The sequence below is a fragment of the Actinomadura sp. 3N407 genome, assembly GCF_052245875.1.
Lineage (GTDB): Bacteria > Actinomycetota > Actinomycetes > Streptosporangiales > Streptosporangiaceae > Spirillospora.
This window is the reverse complement of record NZ_JBQQBP010000003.1, coordinates 107,581-122,923: the sequence shown is the minus strand read 5'-3', so window position 1 is coordinate 122,923 and position 15,343 is coordinate 107,581. Positions and strand designations below refer to the sequence as shown.

Annotated in this window: 13 protein-coding genes; 10 read left to right on the top strand and 3 right to left on the bottom strand. The window is 71.8% G+C overall.

Annotated elements, in window-relative coordinates; all coding sequences use genetic code 11:
• Positions 1–15 precede the first annotated feature (15 nt).
• The gene (locus ACTWPP_RS08325; RefSeq protein ID WP_443103534.1) at positions 16–558 is read right to left on the bottom strand and encodes a methylated-DNA--[protein]-cysteine S-methyltransferase; all 543 of its coding nucleotides are present in this window, start codon (positions 556–558) and stop codon (positions 16–18) included.
• Positions 559–868: 310 nt separating this feature from the next.
• On the opposite strand from ACTWPP_RS08325, the gene ACTWPP_RS08320 reads away from it, so the two are divergent.
• The 3 genes from ACTWPP_RS08320 (at position 869) to ACTWPP_RS08310 (ending at position 2,597) form a co-directional block, all read left to right on the top strand.
• The gene (locus ACTWPP_RS08320) at positions 869–1,225 is read left to right on the top strand and encodes a hypothetical protein (protein ID WP_443103533.1); all 357 of its coding nucleotides are present in this window, start codon (positions 869–871) and stop codon (positions 1,223–1,225) included.
• A 46-nt stretch (positions 1,226–1,271) separates the two neighbouring features.
• Complete coding sequence (locus ACTWPP_RS08315) at positions 1,272–1,595, top strand: DUF3817 domain-containing protein (protein WP_443103531.1); 324 nt, start codon at positions 1,272–1,274, stop codon at positions 1,593–1,595.
• A gap of 78 nt (positions 1,596–1,673) precedes the next feature.
• Positions 1,674–2,597: a bifunctional helix-turn-helix transcriptional regulator/GNAT family N-acetyltransferase gene (locus ACTWPP_RS08310; protein ID WP_443103530.1), complete on the top strand. Its 924-nt coding sequence runs from the start codon at positions 1,674–1,676 to the stop codon at positions 2,595–2,597.
• Between the two features lie 715 nt (positions 2,598–3,312).
• Here ACTWPP_RS08310 and ACTWPP_RS08305 read toward each other — a convergent pair.
• On the bottom strand, positions 3,313–4,554 hold the full coding sequence (locus ACTWPP_RS08305) for an MFS transporter (protein ID WP_443103529.1): 1,242 nt from the start codon (positions 4,552–4,554) through the stop codon (positions 3,313–3,315).
• 481 nt (positions 4,555–5,035) lie between these two features.
• Here ACTWPP_RS08305 and lon point away from each other — a divergent pair, with 481 nt between their 5' ends.
• Together lon and ACTWPP_RS08295 are read left to right on the top strand one after the other, a co-directional pair.
• The gene (lon, locus tag ACTWPP_RS08300) at positions 5,036–7,432 is read left to right on the top strand and encodes an endopeptidase La (protein WP_443103528.1); all 2,397 of its coding nucleotides are present in this window, start codon (positions 5,036–5,038) and stop codon (positions 7,430–7,432) included.
• Between the two features lie 122 nt (positions 7,433–7,554).
• Complete coding sequence (locus tag ACTWPP_RS08295) at positions 7,555–8,037, top strand: VanZ family protein (protein WP_443103527.1); 483 nt, start codon at positions 7,555–7,557, stop codon at positions 8,035–8,037.
• A 65-nt stretch (positions 8,038–8,102) separates the two neighbouring features.
• On the opposite strand, the gene ACTWPP_RS08290 is transcribed toward ACTWPP_RS08295, so the two are convergent.
• A complete protein-coding gene (locus ACTWPP_RS08290) occupies positions 8,103–9,635 on the bottom strand; it encodes a nitroreductase/quinone reductase family protein (protein WP_443103526.1) in 1,533 nt (510 codons plus the stop codon).
• 178 nt (positions 9,636–9,813) lie between these two features.
• Here ACTWPP_RS08290 and ACTWPP_RS08285 point away from each other — a divergent pair, with 178 nt between their 5' ends.
• From ACTWPP_RS08285 to iolD, 5 genes are read left to right on the top strand one after another with little or no spacing between them, the layout of a single operon-like run.
• Positions 9,814–10,857 (top strand): Gfo/Idh/MocA family protein, encoded by a 1,044-nt coding sequence (locus ACTWPP_RS08285; protein WP_443103525.1) that lies wholly within the window; start codon positions 9,814–9,816, stop codon positions 10,855–10,857.
• Positions 10,854–11,705 carry a TIM barrel protein gene (locus ACTWPP_RS08280; RefSeq protein ID WP_443103524.1) on the top strand — a complete coding sequence of 284 codons (852 nt, stop codon included), beginning with the start codon at positions 10,854–10,856 and terminating at the stop codon, positions 11,703–11,705. Before ACTWPP_RS08285 ends, ACTWPP_RS08280 begins: the two co-directional genes overlap by 4 nt.
• On the top strand, positions 11,702–12,637 hold the full coding sequence (gene iolC / locus ACTWPP_RS08275) for a 5-dehydro-2-deoxygluconokinase (RefSeq protein WP_443103523.1): 936 nt from the start codon (positions 11,702–11,704) through the stop codon (positions 12,635–12,637). The genes ACTWPP_RS08280 and iolC overlap by 4 nt, the downstream gene beginning before the upstream one ends.
• The gene (gene iolB, locus ACTWPP_RS08270) at positions 12,634–13,491 is read left to right on the top strand and encodes a 5-deoxy-glucuronate isomerase (protein ID WP_443103522.1); all 858 of its coding nucleotides are present in this window, start codon (positions 12,634–12,636) and stop codon (positions 13,489–13,491) included. Before iolC ends, iolB begins: the two co-directional genes overlap by 4 nt.
• Complete coding sequence (gene iolD, locus ACTWPP_RS08265; protein WP_443103521.1) at positions 13,488–15,338, top strand: 3D-(3,5/4)-trihydroxycyclohexane-1,2-dione acylhydrolase (decyclizing); 1,851 nt, start codon at positions 13,488–13,490, stop codon at positions 15,336–15,338. The genes iolB and iolD overlap by 4 nt, the downstream gene beginning before the upstream one ends.
• Positions 15,339–15,343 lie beyond the last annotated feature (5 nt).

Below are 15,343 nucleotides of genomic sequence, written 5' to 3'. Positions count from 1 at the left end.
TAAGTTCCCGGGTGCTCACGGGCCCCGGGTGAGGTCCCAGTCGAGGGTGGCGGGGAGCGCGCCCTCCAGGGTGAGGAGCCAGCGCTTGACCTCGACGCCGGAGCCGCCGCTGTAGCCGCCCAGGCCGTTCGAGGCGACGACGCGGTGGCAGGGGACGATCAGCGGGATCGGGTTGCTTCCCATCACCTGACCGATGACCTGAGCGTGGACGCCGGTGCCGCTGCGGTCGCCGAGGTCGCCGTAGGTGATGACCCGCCCGTACGGGACGGACTCGTACAGCGTCGAGAGGACCTGCCGCTGGACGTCGGAGGTGAGACGCCAGTCGATCGGGACCTCGAACCGCTTCAGGTCGCCGGCGAAGTAGTCGCGGAGGGCCGACAGGGCCGGGGCCGGGCGGCCGGGGGCGTCCACGACGGGCAGGCCGGTCGCCTTGGCCGTGCGGGCGCGGGCGGCGGGGGTGTCGTGGAAGTGCAGCGAGACGACTCCCGTCTCGGTCTCGGCGATGAGCAGGCGGCCGAGCACGGTGTCGACCGTGCCGAACGCGAGGGTCTCGGTCATCGTGCGGCGCTCCTTCCCAGCGTGTTTCAGCGTCCCATGCGGGTCCGTCATTTCCTTCAACACCGCCGTGCCTCCTCACGTTGCGAGGGTGCGGTGCGGCCGGGCGGAGTCCAACCCCCCCGCCGACAATGCGCCGGACCGTGAACCACCGCGCTCGCCGCGGCCGACCCGCTGCGCCACCACCTCGATCCCGAGGGCGTCCCCGCGCCCTCTGCACCGGGCCGCCGCTTTCCGCCGGGTGACCGGCTCGCGGGGCGTCCGGGACGGGGTCGTGGCCGCGTTCGGAGGGGCCGGGGGTAGGCTCGGGGTCGTGCGACGGTTCCTCACCCCAGGTTGGCTCGCGCTGCACCTGATCGCGATCGTTCTGTGCGGCGCGTTCCTCGGTTTCGGCTGGTGGCAGTACGACCGCGCCCAGAGCGGCAACGACCGCAGCTGGGCCTACACCTTCGAGTGGCCGATCTTCGCGCTCTTCGTGATCGTGATGTGGGTCAAGATGATCCGCGACGAGCGGGCGGGCACGACCCCGGCGCCCAAGGTGATCGAGGAGCCCGCGGAGGCCGAGATCACGCGGAACATCATCCGGCGGCAGGAGGAAGAGGACCCCGCCCTCGCCGCCTACAACCGCTACCTCGCGCGTCTCAACTCCGAGAGCGGCGGACGCCGCTGACACGGCCGGGCCGCCGCGTGCCGGCCGCCGACGAAAGGTGTGATCTGTGGAAGGCGCGGTGACCAGGTACCGGATCCTGGCCCTGGTGGTCGGGACGCTTCTGGTGCTGCTCACGATCGGCATGGTCCTGAAGTACGGGCCGACCGACATGCCGGAGCTGGCGGGCATCACGGCGCCCATCCACGGCTTCCTCTACATGGTCTACCTGGCGGCCGCGTACGACCTGTGGCGGCGCACCGGCTGGCCGCTGAGCAAGATGGTGCTGATCGTGCTCGGCGGCATCGTCCCGCTGATGACGTTCTTCGTCGAGCGCCGGATCGTGCAGGACGCGCGGGCGCTGGGCGGCGCGAACGCCGAGGCGAGCGCCTGACGGGCCGTCCCCCCGGCACTGGATGACCGCCGCCGCGTCCACTAATGTTTGACTCAGTCAAACGTTAGGAGGACGGACATGGGGGTGAACGAAGGGGACATCGGCACGGTCCGGTCGTTCAACCGGTTCTACACCGGGGTGATCGGCGTGCTCGGCGAGGGGCTCGTCCAGACGCCGTACTCCCTGACCGAGGCACGGGTGATCTTCGAGCTGGCGCAGCGGGACGACACCGAGGTCCTCGCCCTGCGCCGCACCCTCGACCTCGACCCCGGCTACCTCAGCCGGATGCTGGCCCGGTTCGAGACCGACGGGCTGGTCGAGCGCGAGCGGGCCGCCGGCGACGCCCGCCGGCAGATCGTCCGGCTCACTCCGCGGGGCCGCGAGGTGTTCGCCATGCTCGACGAGCGGTCCGTCGCCGAGATCCGCGATCTGCTGGGCGGGCTGCCCGCGGGCGACCGGCACCGCCTCCTGGCCGCGATGCGCGCCATCCACGGCATCCTCGGCGACCGCCCGCGCGGCGACGGCTTCGTCCTGCGCCCGCCGCGTCCCGGCGACCTCGGCTGGGTCGTGGAACGCAACGGCGCCCTCTACGACGAGGAGTGCGGCTGGGACCGCACGTACGAGGCCCTCGTCGCCACGGTCGTCGCCGACTACGTGCGGAACCATGACCCGGAACGGGAGAACGCCTGGATCGCCGAATCCGGCGGTGCCCGGGTGGGCGGCGTCTTCTGCGTCCGCCGCACCGACGACGTCGCGCAGCTCCGGCTGCTGCACGTCGAGCCGGACGCCCGCGGCATGGGCATCGGGGCCGCGCTGGCCGGCGAGTGCGTCCGCTTCGCGACCGAAGCCGGATACTCCGAGATCATGCTGTGGACGACGGCGCTGCAGCGCCCGGCGCACCGCGTCTACGAACAGGCCGGATTCTTCCTCGACGAGGAAGAGCCCCCGGCCGAACGCTTCGGCGACGTCGTCCACGGGCAGGTGTGGCGCAGGAAACTGTGAACCGGGCCCGTGGGGCGTGACGCCTCCACGGGCCCGGATCCGCAGTGATCCCTGACTGAACGCCTTTCGTCCTCGGTGGCCCGGCTTCAGGTAACGGGCCTTGCGCCGGGCCGGACGAAAGATGTTCAACTGCGGCGGCGGCCGGGACGGGGGTCGGACGGAGTTCCGGCCGCCTGTCTGTTCACCGGCGTCACGCCGGTTCGGCTCGGGACTGGTTCCCACCTCCCTTCCGCTCCGGCCGGCCGGTGGACCCGTCCGGCGCTCGGGGGAGGACGCCGCCACGGCGCCCCGATGACGGAGGCCGGGCCGGCGGCACGGCTCGGGTGATGCCGCCGGCCCGGCTCGTGGGGGACGCCGGTGCCGCGGGGGCGTGCGGCACCGGCGTCCGGGGATGGTCGATCGGCCCGGCCGGTCCGGTACGGCCGAGGACCCGAGGTGTACCGCCGCGCGCTCCGGCCGCGGCATCCGTTGGGGGACGGTGCCCGCCGCGGTGGAGCGCGCCGCGGCCGCCCTCGGCCGCATGGACCGGGCCGTGCCCGGACGGGGACGCGGGAACGGGCCGGGCCTCACGCTCTGTGCGGTGCATCCGGATCCCTCCTGCTTCCCGACCTGGGGCTTTGCCGCCCCGAGGCTTTATCGTTCACCCTGTGTCACGATCTCGTTGCGTTAGGTACCCCCGCGTCATGCGGGCGTAAACCGGCCCCGGTACAAAGAATCAAGATCGCGAAGCGGACTTTGCCTCCGCATTGCCCGGCGCCCGCTCCGCCGCGGCGGGACGGCGGCGCAGGACGTGCCGGGCCAGGGCGAGGACGGCCAGGAACGTCACGAGCGCGCAGACGCCCGTCCAGCCGACCCGGGAGTAGGCGGCGGCCCCCAGCCAGGAACCGGTGCTCCCGCCCAGGAAGGAGCAGGTCATATAAGCCGTGTTGACCCGGCTCCGGGCTTCCGGCCGCAGTGCGAAGATCCGGGACTGGTTCGCGACCATGCCGGACTGCATCGCGACGTCCAGCAGGAGCGTCCCGACGGCGAGCGCCACCAGCCCGGCCACGCCGCCCGCGGCGCCGGCGGCCAGCACCCCGGCGGCCGCGATCGTCCCGAGGACGGCGACGAGGTTGACCGGATCGGAGCCCCGCCGGTCCACCTGCCGCCCGGCGAGGGGCGCGGCGGCCATGGTGCCCGCGCTGACCAGGGCCAGAACCCCCACCGCCTGCGCGCCGAGGCCGTACACCGGACCGGTGAGCAGCAGCGCGACACCCGTCCACACGGCCTGGAACCCGCCGAAGATCGTCGCCTGGTAGAAGCACGTCCGCCGCAGCTCCGGCTCCCGGCGCAGCAGCCGCAGCGGCTCGGCCAGCAGCGCGGGATAGCTCTGCTTCGACGACGGGACGGTCGTGGGCAGCACGAACGCGAGCGCCGTCGCCAGGCACAGGGCGACCGCCGCGGAGACCAGGTACGGTGCCCGCCAGCCGAGCCACTCGCCGATCATCCCGCCGAACGTGCGGGCCAGCAGGATGCCGCCGATCGACCCCGACAGCAGCGTCCCCATGACCGCGCCGCGCCGGTCGTCGGCCACAAGCCCGGCCGCCATCGGCGCGATGACCTGCGCGACCACGGTGGTGATCCCGACCAGGGCGCTCGCGCCGGCCAGTGCCGGCAGCCCGAGGGCGCCCGCCGCGCCCAGCAGCCCGATCCCGGTGACGCCGAGCATCACCACGATCAGCGGCCGGTGCGGGAACCGGTCCCCGAGCGGCACCAGCAGGAAGTTCCCCGCCGCGTACCCGAACTGCGCCGCGGTCACCACCAGCGCGGCCGTACCCGGCGACACGTCCAGGCCGGACGCGACCAGCGGGCTGATCGCCTGCGGAAAGTAGATGTTCCCCACGGCGACGCCGCAGGTCAGAGAAAGAAGGAAGATCACCCGACGGCTGAGGCCGGGCGGTGGGACATGCGAGGACACGGATGCTCCATCGATTCGACGCGGCAAGGTCGGCGGGGCGGACCCCGCGTGGACTCGCCTCGGCGTCGAGGAGCGCGGTGCCGGTCAGGCCGTGCTGCGCTCCGCCGCCGAGGCGCCGGTCGTGGCCTTGCCGAGACCCGTGTACACGATCTGCCTCCCGAACCGGAGCCGGAACATCCCGCCGAAGATCGCACGCCGCCCGTACCCCCGGCAACCCCGTTTTCGCGGCATCCCGGCGCCATGACGGCCCGCGTCTCACGCGAAGGGACGGTCACCGCCGGTGACGGCCACTGCCGGAACTGCGGCGAGGCGCAGCCCGCTTCCCAGATCCAGCGCTCTCGGCGAATGGTTCTCACCTTCCAGAGGAAGCGCGGTGATCGCTCTGGGCGAACGTTGCTGAGGAAACAAAATGCTGCTCCGTTTTATTGAGTGTGTATGACTCAACTTGATGTTGGGTGGACGTACGGACTTGGAGCTGAGCATGAGCGAGACCCTGACGCTGCCGGTGCTGCCCCTGGACGACGGGGCCGTTCTGCCGGGCATGGTGGTGCCCCTTGACCTGTCCGAGAGCGGTGAGGTGCGGGCCGCCATCGAGGCCGCGCGGGCGGCGGCCCAGTCCAAGGGGCCGGGCATCCGGTCGGTGAGCAAGCCGCGGGTGCTGCTGGTGCCCAGGCTGAACGGGCAGTACGCCGGTATCGGGACGCTCGGCGTCATCGAGCAGGAGGGGCGGCTGCCCGGCGGTGAGCCGGGTGCGGTGGTCCGCGGCGTGCAGCGGGTGCGGATCGGGACCGGGACGACCGGGCCGGGCGCGGCGCTGTGGGTCGAGGGCACCGCGATCGAGACGCCGCCGGCGTCCGGGCGCGCGCAGGAACTGGCGAAGGAGTACAAGGGCCTGGTCAGCGCGATCCTGCAGAAGCGGGGCGCGTGGCAGGTCGTGGACGTCGTGCAGCAGATCGACGACCCGTCCACCCTGGCCGACAACGCCGGGTACGCGCCGTACCTGTCCGACGAGCAGAAGATCGAGGTCCTGGAGACGCCGGACGTGGTGGAGCGGCTCACCCTGGTGATCGGGTGGGCGCGTGACCATCTGGCCGAGCTGGACGTCGCGGAGACGATCCGCAAGGACGTCCAGGAGGGCATGGAGAAGACGCAGCGGGAGTTCCTGCTGCGGCAGCAGCAGGAGGCCATCCGCAAGGAACTGGCCGAGCTGAACGGCGACCCCGCCGACGAGGAGGACGACTACCGGGCCCGGATCGAGGCGGCGAACCTGCCCGAGAAGGTGCGCGAGGCGGCGCTGAAGGAGGTCGACAAGCTGGAGCGGTCGTCCGACGCCTCGCCCGAGGGCGGCTGGATCCGCACCTGGCTGGACACGGTGCTGGACATTCCGTGGAACGACCGGACCGAGGACGCCTACGACATCGCGGGCGCGCGGGAGATCCTGGACGCCGACCACGCGGGGCTCGACGACGTGAAGGAGCGCATCGTCGAGTACCTGGCCGTGCGTAAGCGGCGTGAGGACCGGGGCCTGGGCGTTGTGGGCGGACGCAGAAGCGGTGCGGTTCTGGCGCTCACCGGCCCTCCTGGCGTCGGTAAGACGTCGCTTGGCGAGTCGGTCGCGCGGGCCATGGGACGCGAGTTCGTCCGGGTCGCCCTGGGCGGCGTCAGGGACGAGGCCGAGATCCGTGGCCACCGCCGTACGTACGTGGGCGCGCTTCCGGGACGGATCGTCCGCGCCATCCGCGAGGCCGGCTCGATGAACCCCGTCGTCCTGCTGGACGAGGTCGACAAGGTCGGCGCCGACTACCGGGGCGACCCGACGGCGGCGCTGCTGGAGGTCCTGGATCCCGAGCAGAACCACACGTTCAGGGACCACTACCTGGAGGTGGAGCTCGACCTGAGCGACGTGCTGTTCCTCGCCACGGCGAACGTGGTGGAGGCGATCCCCGCGCCGCTGCTCGACCGCATGGAGCTCGTCGAGCTGGACGGCTACACCGAGCACGAGAAGGTCACGATCGCCCGCGACCACCTGCTGCCGCGCCAGCTCGACAAGGCGGGGCTGGAGGCGTCCGAGGTGGGCTTCGGCGACGACGCGCTGCGGCTGCTGGCGGCCGAGTACACCCGCGAGGCGGGCGTCCGGTCGCTGGACAGGTCGATCGCGCGGGTGCTGCGGAAGGTCGCCGCGAACGTGGCGATGGAGAAGGCGGAGCTGCCGGTGTCGATCGGCGCGGACGACCTGAAGGAGTACCTGGGACGGCCCAGGTACACGCCGGAGGTCGAGCTGAGCCGGAACGAGCGGCGGACGGGCGTGCCGGGCGTCGCGACGGGCCTGGCGGTCACCGGCGCGGGCGGCGACGTGCTCTACATCGAGGCGTCGCTGGCCGACAAGGAGACCGGCGACACGGGCGTGACGCTCACCGGGCAGCTCGGCGACGTCATGAAGGAGTCGGCGCGGATCGCGCTCAGCTACCTGCGTTCGCGCGGGGCGGAGCTGGAGCTGCCGGTCGGTGACCTGAAGGACCGCGGCGTGCACGTCCACGTGCCAGCGGGCGCGATCCCGAAGGACGGCCCGAGCGCGGGCATCACGATGACGACGGCGCTGGCGTCGCTGCTGTCGGGGCGGCCGGTCCGCTCGGACGTGGCGATGACCGGCGAGGTGTCGCTGACCGGGAGGGTGCTGCCGATCGGCGGCCTGAAGCAGAAGCTGCTGGCCGCGTCCCGGCTCGGCATCACCACCGCGATCGTCCCGAAGCGCAACGAGCCGGACCTTGAGGACGTCCCGGCCGAAGTACTGGAGAACCTGACGGTCTTCGCCGTGAGCGACGTCCGCGAGGTACTGGACCTGGCCCTGGAGCCGGCCACCATGCCGGTGGCGGTCTGACCCCTTCGAGAACGCCCGCGCCGGGTTCGCCCGGCGCGGGCGTTTCGACGTCAACCCGTGTTTCGGTCATGTCGTATCGCCGGTTGCGCATGGTCGATGACGGGCCGGGGACCATGCGCCGGGTGTTGACGCAGATGTGGCAGCCCGCGCCGGGCGAGAAGGCCCCCTGGTACGTCATGGTCCTGCGCGTGGTCGTTGTGACCATCGCGTTGGGCGCCCTCGGCGTCTTCTTCTATTTCGCCTTCAGGATGACGTTGACGCCCGTCCAGGACAACGGCCAGGCAGGCGGGAACACCGAGCCGGGCCGCTCGCTCCGCTTCTACCTGGACCGTCCCACCAAGGAGGCGTTCCTCCAGATCGGCGGCAACCTCGCGCTCCTGGCGCCCCTGGGCGTGCTGCTCCCCGTCGTCTGGACGACCCTCCGCGGCCCGATTCGCCTGGCTCTCCTGACCGGGATGTTCTCCTTCGCCATCGAGATGGTTCAGGGCGCCCTCGTCATGGGCCGCGCCTTCGACATCGACGACGTCATCCTCAACGTCACCGGCGTCGTCATCACCTATCTCCTCCTGGGCCGGCGCCTCTCCAAGACCGTCCGCGGCGGCTGAGACATCACGCGGAGAAGAACGCCCGTGCCGGGAGACCCGGCACGGGCGTCGCGCAGGCTGAAAGCTCAGCCGCGGTGCGACGCGGCGGACGGGGTCAGGTGGAAGATTCTCAGCTCGCGGTCCGCGCGTTCCACGTAGCGGTCGTAGACGGGCCAGACGGCGGTCAGGCGGGGCCAGATCTCGGTGCGTTCGGCGCCGTCCAGGAGGTGGGCGGTGACGGGCACGGTACGGCCCTGGAAGCTGACCTCGGCCTTCGGGTTCTTGAGGAGGTTGCCGGTCCAGGCGGGGTGTTTCTCGCGGCCGAAGTTGGAGCCGACGACGAAGAAGCCGCCGTCATCGTCGGGCAGGCACGCGAGCGGCGTCCGGCGGGCGAGGCCGCTGACGGCGCCGGTCGTGGTCAGCACGAGGCTCGGGACGAGGAGCTGGCCGAGCAGGAGGCGGCCCCCGGTGGCCTTGTGCAGGGCCCGGTCGACGGGCGGGACGACCTTGGGGCCCACCTTGGCGAACCATCCGGCGCCGGACACCCGCTGGAAGACCGGGCCGAAGGTGCGCTGGACGAGGGTCGGCATCTGCTGCTGCTCCTTGGGGGCGAGCCTTCCGGCCCGGCGGGGTTTCAGGTGGCCGGTCTCGGCCAGCCATCGGAGGCCGTCGGCGACGGTTTCCTCGACCGGGCGCAGGGTGAGGTCCAGCGCGTCCAGGATGGGCCGGTCGTCGGTGGGGACGAGGGTGACCATGAACTCGGCGGCGTCGCGGGTGAGCGGGTAGTCGAAGCGGCGGACCCGCTTGGCCGCGTCCAGCGCCGAGCCGAGGCCCAGCATGAGGCGGCTCGGGACGGGCACGCGGCGGCATTTCACGCCGGTGAGCCGGTCGCAGAGGTCCGCGTACTGCGGCCAGGTCAGGTAGTGGCCGCCGAGCACCCAGCGGCTCGGCCCCTGCCGGGCCTCGACGGAACGTGCCAGCGCCTCGCCGAGGTCGCGGACGTCGACGACGGAGACGCCGCCGCCCGGAAGTGGCCATATCTTGCCGAGCGCGGCGGCGAGCCCTTCCATCAGCGCGTCCAGGGTGGGCTGGTTCGGGCCGCACACGCCGCCCGGGTAGACGATCGTGACCGGCGCGCCGTCCGACTGGAGTCCGCGCACGTACTCCTCGGCGGCCAGCTTGGACCTGCCGTAGCCGGTGCGGGGGCTCGCGAGGGTGCCGTCGGCGGTGATGACCGGGGCGGACGGCGGGACGAACACCCCGATGGTCGACACGTGGATCACCGGGTCGAGTCCGTGGGCGACGGCTCCGCCGATCACGTTGCGGGTGCCCCGGACGTTGACGTCGACCAGGTCTCCCGCGGCGCCGGTGACGCCGATCGCGGCGGCGGCGTGGATCGCGGCGTCGGTGCCGTCGAGGGCCTCGGCCACGGCGTCCTCGTCCAGCATGTCGCCGGGGACGAGTTCCACGTCCTCGGCCGCGACGCCGATCGCCTGGAGGACCTTGGTCGTCTTCCCCGGGTCGCGGACCAGCGCGCGCGGCCGGTGCCCGGCGGAGAGGAGGGCGCGCACGGTGTAGGAACCGACGAACCCGGAGGCGCCGGTGACGAGGACCCGCATGGAGGACAAACTAGCGCTTGGTCTCGCCCGGGCGACAGCCCTTACACTTCACCTCCCAAGAGTAACCGCTTTGATTTCGGACACCTCCAATACCGGGAACGCGTACAACCGTTCATTGACGCTCCTGGAACGCTCCATCACACTCGTGAATCACCTGACCGCCGACCGGGAGGGATCAATGAAGATCGGACTGGCCGGCGCGGGGCGCATCGGTGCGCGCCACGCCGCCGCCCTGTGTGAACTGCCCGAGGTGAAGGGCCTCTGCGTCGCCGACGCGGACCCGGGCCGGGCCCGCGACCTCGCCGCCCGCCTGCCCGGCTCGTCGTGCGCCACGGCGCTGGACGCGGTCGGGGAGCTGTTCTCCTCCGGCCTGGACGGGCTGATCGTCGCGGCGGCCACGGACGCGCATGCGGACCTGGTGGAGCGGGCCGTCGCCGCGCGGATTCCCGTGTTCTGTGAGAAGCCGCTCGCCTCGGATCTTGATGGAACGTTCCAAACAGTGGCCGCCGCGGCCGCCTCCGGGATCCCGGTGCAGGTCGGGTTCCAGCGCCGGTTCGACGCCGGCAACGCGGCGGCGCGCGAGGCCCTGGCGTCGGGACGGCTCGGCTGGCTGCACACCGTCCGCTCGTGCAGCTTCGACCCCGCGCCGCCGCCCGCCGAGTACGTCCCGACGTCCGGCGGGCTGTTCCGCGACTGCGTCATCCACGACCTCGACCTCATCCGGTTCGTGACCGGACGCGAGGTCGTCCGCGTCATGGCGTCCGGGGCCAACCGGGGCGACGACTTCTTCCGCGAGTGCGGCGACATCGACACCGGGTCCGCCCTGCTCGTCCTGGACGACGGGACGCTCGGGCTCGTGTCGGCCACCCGCTACAACGCCGCCGGATACGACTCGCGGCTGGAACTGTTCGGGTCCAAGGACAGCGTCGTCACGGGCATGGACGCCCGGACGCCCGTCACCGACCTGCCCGAGCACGAAGAACCGAAGGCCGGACCGGGGGGCGGGCCGGGCGGGGAGCCCAGGCACGTCTACGGCGGCTTCATGGAGCGGTTCGCCGACGCCTACGACGCCGAGCTCTGCGCCTTCGTGGACGTGGTGGCCGGCCGCCGCGGCAACCCCTGCCCGCCCGAGGAGGCGCTGGAGGCGTTCTACCTCGCCGAGGCGTGCGAGCTGTCCCTGCGGGAGGGACGGATCGTCGGGACCGAGGAGGTGCGGCGATGAAGGTCGCGGCCGCTCCGATCTCCTGGGGCGTGTGCGAGGTCCCCGGGTGGGGCCACCAGATGGAGCCGGGACGGGTCCTCGCCGAGATGCGCGCTCTCGGCCTCGCGGCGACAGAGCTGGGACCGGACGGTTTCCTGCCCGGCGACACGCGCGCGAGGGACGAGCTGCTGACGTCCCACGGGCTGGGTCTTGTGGGGGCGTTCGTCCCGGTCGTCCTGCACGACCCGGCGCACGACCCGATGCCGGAGATCGACCGCGCCCTGGACCGCGTCGACGGCGTCCTGATCCTGGCCGCCGCGACCGGGCTCGACGGCTACGACGGGCGGCCGGCCCTGGACACCAAGGCTTGGTCGACGCTGCTGGGCAATCTCGACGCGATCGCCCTGCGCGCCGCCGCGCGCGGCCGCCCGGTCACCCTGCATCCCCATGTCGGGACGGTCGTGGAGTCGCGCGCGGAGGTCGAGCGGGTGCTGGGCGGCAGCAGCGTCCCGCTGTGCCTGGACACCGGGCACCTGCTCGTCGGCGGCACCGACCCGGTGTGGCTGGCGCGTTTCGCCGCACAGCGGATCGCGCACGTCCACCTGAAGGACGTGGACGTAGGACTCGCCGACCGGGTGCTCAACGGCGAGGTCGCTTACACGGACGCGGTGCGCGACGGTCTGTACCGGCCACTCGGGGACGGCGACATTGACATCCACGGCATCATCCGCACTCTGGAGGGCGCCGGTTACGAAGGCTGGTACGTGATGGAACAGGACACCGTCCTGACCGAAGAGCCCGCAGAAGGCGGCGGACCGTTCGACGACGTCCGCAGAAGCCTGGACTTCCTCGCCGGAGCGGCCCGATGACCTTCGACCTCATCACGATGGGACGGGTGAGCGTCGACGTCTACCCCGACCAGGTGGGCGTGCCGCTGGAGGACGTCGAGTCGTTCGGGAAGTACCTCGGCGGCAGCCCCACCAACGTCGCGGTGGCCGCGGCGAGGCACGGCCGACGCGCCGCCGTCGTCACCCGCACCGGGGACGACCCGTTCGGACGGTTCGTCCACAAGGCCCTCAAGGGGTACGGCGTCGACGACCGGTTCGTCACCGCCGTCCCTGGGCTGCCGACCCCGCTCGCGTTCTGCGAGATCTTTCCCCCGGACGACTTCCCGCTGTACTTCTACCGCTATCCCAAGGCCCCGGACCTGGAAATCCACTCTGACGAACTGGACCTTGGGGCGATCCGTGAAGCCCGCATCGTATGGGCAACCGTCACCGGTCTGTCGCAGGAGCCCAGCCGCGAAGCGACACTGACCGCGCTCGCCGAACATCCCGGACAGACCGTCATCGACCTCGATTACAGGCCGATGCTCTGGGCCGACCCCACTGAGGCACCGCACTGGGCAGGGCTCGCCCTGCAACACGCCTCGGTCGCGGTCGGGAACCTGGACGAGTGCGCGGTCGCAGTGGGAGAGCGCGAACCGCGCGCCGCCGCCCGCGCGATCCTCGACCGCGGCCCGGAACTCGCCATCGTGAAGATGGGGCCGGAGGGCGTCCTCGCCGCCACGGCACGCGAGGTGGTGGAGATACCGCCGGTCAAGGTCGACGTCGTGAACGGGCTCGGCGCGGGCGACGCGTTCGGCGGCGCGATCTGCCACGGCCTCCTTGCGGGATGGGACCTGCGGCGGCTGATCGAGTTCGCGGGCGCCGCAGGCGCGATCGTCGCGTCCCGCATCGCCTGCTCCGCCGCGATGCCCGCATCGGACGAAGTCGAAGAACTGCTGAAGGAGCGGCGATGAAGCACCACCTGCCCGCGGGAACGGCCGCCGAGGAGCCGTACGGGCTCGTCGTGACCCCCGAGTCGGCCGGATGGATCCACTCGGCGCTGCGCGTCCTCGAACTGCCGGACGGCGGCTCCCACGAGTTCCAGACCGGCGACTTCGAGACGATCGTGCTGCCGCTCGCCGGGTCGTGCGTCGTCGAGTGCGACGGCGAAAGCTTCGGCCTGGACGGCCGCGACGACGTCTTCAGCCGGGTCAGCGACTTCGCCTACGTGCCGCGGGACGCGCGGGTCACGGTGCGCGGGCGCGGCCGGTTCGCGCTGGCCGGGGCCCGTTGCGAGGCCCGGCTCGCGCCCCGCTACGGCCCCGCCGGAGACGTCCCCGTCGAACTGCGCGGCGCGGGATCGGCGAGCCGCCAGGTCAACAACTTCGGCACGCCGGAGGGCTTCCCGTTCGCCGAGAAGCTGATCGCGTGCGAGGTGCTGACGCCGGGAGGCTGCTGGTCGTCGTTCCCGCCGCACAAGCACGACGAGGACACGCCGGACGAGGCCGTCCTGGAGGAGATCTACTACTTCGAGGTCGCCCGGGACGGCATGGCCTACCAGCGTGTCTACGGGTCACCGGGACGCCCCATCGACGTGCTCGCGGAGGTGCGCAGCGGCGACGCCGTCCTGATCCCGCACGGCTGGCACGGGCCGTCGATGGCTCCGCCGGGGCATGACCTGTACTACCTGAACGTGATGGCCGGGCCGTCGCCGGAGCGGGCCTGGCGGATCTGCGACGACCCCGCGCACGCGTGGATCCGCGACACCTGGGCGGGACAGCCCATCGACCCGCGGCTGCCGCTGACCTCCCCGGAGGGACGATCATGAGGCTCACGGTGGGGCAGGCGTTGGTGCGTTTCCTGGGGGTTCAGTACAGCGAGCGGGACGGGGAGCGGCGGCGGTTCTTCGCGGGGTGTTTGGGGATCTTCGGGCATGGCAATGTCGCCGGTGTCGGTCAGGCGTTGCTGGAGCGCGCCGGGGATCTGCCGTACTACATGGCGCGTAATGAGCAGGCGATGGTGCATGCCGCTGCGGGGTTTGCGCGGATGAGTGATCGGCTGGCGACGTTGGCGTGTACGTCGTCGATCGGGCCGGGGGCGACCAACATGGTGACGGGGGCGGCGCTGGCGACGATCAACCGGTTGCCGGTTCTGCTTCTGCCGGGGGATGTGTTCGCCACGCGTGCGGCCAATCCGGTGTTGCAGGAGTTGGAGGATGCCCGGTCCTATGACGTGTCGGTCAACGACTGCTTCAAGCCGGTGTCGAGGTATTGGGATCGTGTCAACCGTGCTGAGCAGTTGCCCGGTGCGTTGTTGGCGGCGATGCGGGTGCTGACCGATCCGGCTGAGACGGGTGCGGTGACGTTGGCGCTGCCGCAGGATGTGCAGGCCGAGGCCTATGACTGGCCGGAGGAGTTGTTCGCGCGGCGGGTGTGGCGGATTGCGCGTCCGGTGCCCGAGCCGGCTGCGCTGCAGGAGGCGTCGGCGGTGTTGCGGGCTGCTGAGCGTCCGCTGATCGTGGCGGGCGGCGGGGTGGTCTACGCCCGGGCCGGCGAGGATCTGCGTGTCTTGGCCGAGGGCACCGGTATTCCGGTGGCCGAGACGCAGGCGGGTAAGGGTGCGCTGCCGTGGGATCACGCGTGTGCGGTGGGCGCGATCGGCGCGACGGGTACGACGGCGGCGAACGCGCTGGCCCGCGACGCCGACGTCGTCGTGGGGATCGGGACTCGGTACAGCGATTTCACCACCGCTTCGCACAGCTTGTTCGGTGCCCCGGGGGTGAAGTTCGTCAATGTCAATGTGGCGGGGTTCGATGCCGCCAAGCTCGCGGGCGTTTGCGTTGTGGCCGATGCGCGGGAGGGCATCCGGGGCCTGCACGCCGCTGTGGGCGGTTACCGGGTCTCGGCCGCCTACCGGGACCGGGCCCGTGCTCTGATGGCCGACTGGAACGCCAAGGTCGATCAGGCGTATGCGCCGCAGGACGCCCGGCCGCTTGCCCAGTGCGAGGTCATCGGCGCCGTCAACGAGGTCAGCGGTCCGCGGGACGTGGTCGTGTGCGCTGCCGGGTCGATGCCGGGGGACCTGCACAAGTTGTGGCGGGCGAGCGACCCCAAGGGCTACCACGTCGAGTACGGGTATTCCTGTATGGGGTATGAGATCGCGGGCGGTCTCGGTGTGAAGATGGCGGCGCCGGATCGTGAGGTGTTCGTCCTGGTCGGGGACGGTTCGTACCTGATGATGGCGCAGGAGTTGGCCACGGCGGTCGCCGAGGGGATCAAGCTGATCGTCGTCCTGGTCCAAAACCACGGCTACGCCTCGATCGGGAACCTGTCGGAATCGGTCGGCGCGCAGCGGTTCGGCACCCGTTACCGCGCCCGTACCGCCACGGGCCTCGATGGCGAGCCGCTCCCGGTCGACCTGGCCGCCAACGCCGCCAGTCTCGGCGCCGACGTGATCCGCGCGGACGGCGCCGACGACCTTCGTGACGCGCTCCGCAAGGCGATCGCCGCGTCGCGGACGACGGTCGTCCACGTGGAGACCGACCCGCTCGTCCAGGCGCCGGGCAGCGACGCCTGGTGGGACGTCCCCGTCGCCGAGGTGTCGGAACTGGACTCCACGAGGGAGGCTCGCGCCCGTTATGAGGTGGATCGGCGCACACGCCGCCACCATCTGTGATCAAC

Bases quoted from the DNA above. Each gene is read 5' to 3' on its own strand.
- ACTWPP_RS08285 (WP_443103525.1), top strand. From the start codon at position 9,814: ATGAAGATCGGACTGGCCGGCGCGGGGCGCATCGGTGCGCGCCACGCC.
- iolB (WP_443103522.1), top strand. From the start codon at position 12,634: ATGAAGCACCACCTGCCCGCGGGAACGGCCGCCGAGGAGCCGTACGGG.
- iolD (WP_443103521.1), top strand. From the start codon at position 13,488: ATGAGGCTCACGGTGGGGCAGGCGTTGGTGCGTTTCCTGGGGGTTCAG.
- iolC (WP_443103523.1), top strand. From the start codon at position 11,702: ATGACCTTCGACCTCATCACGATGGGACGGGTGAGCGTCGACGTCTAC.
- lon (WP_443103528.1), top strand. From the start codon at position 5,036: ATGAGCGAGACCCTGACGCTGCCGGTGCTGCCCCTGGACGACGGGGCC.
- ACTWPP_RS08290 (WP_443103526.1), bottom strand. From the start codon at position 9,635: ATGCGGGTCCTCGTCACCGGCGCCTCCGGGTTCGTCGGTTCCTACACC.
- ACTWPP_RS08310 (WP_443103530.1), top strand. From the start codon at position 1,674: ATGGGGGTGAACGAAGGGGACATCGGCACGGTCCGGTCGTTCAACCGG.
- ACTWPP_RS08280 (WP_443103524.1), top strand. From the start codon at position 10,854: ATGAAGGTCGCGGCCGCTCCGATCTCCTGGGGCGTGTGCGAGGTCCCC.
- ACTWPP_RS08325 (WP_443103534.1), bottom strand. From the start codon at position 558: ATGACCGAGACCCTCGCGTTCGGCACGGTCGACACCGTGCTCGGCCGC.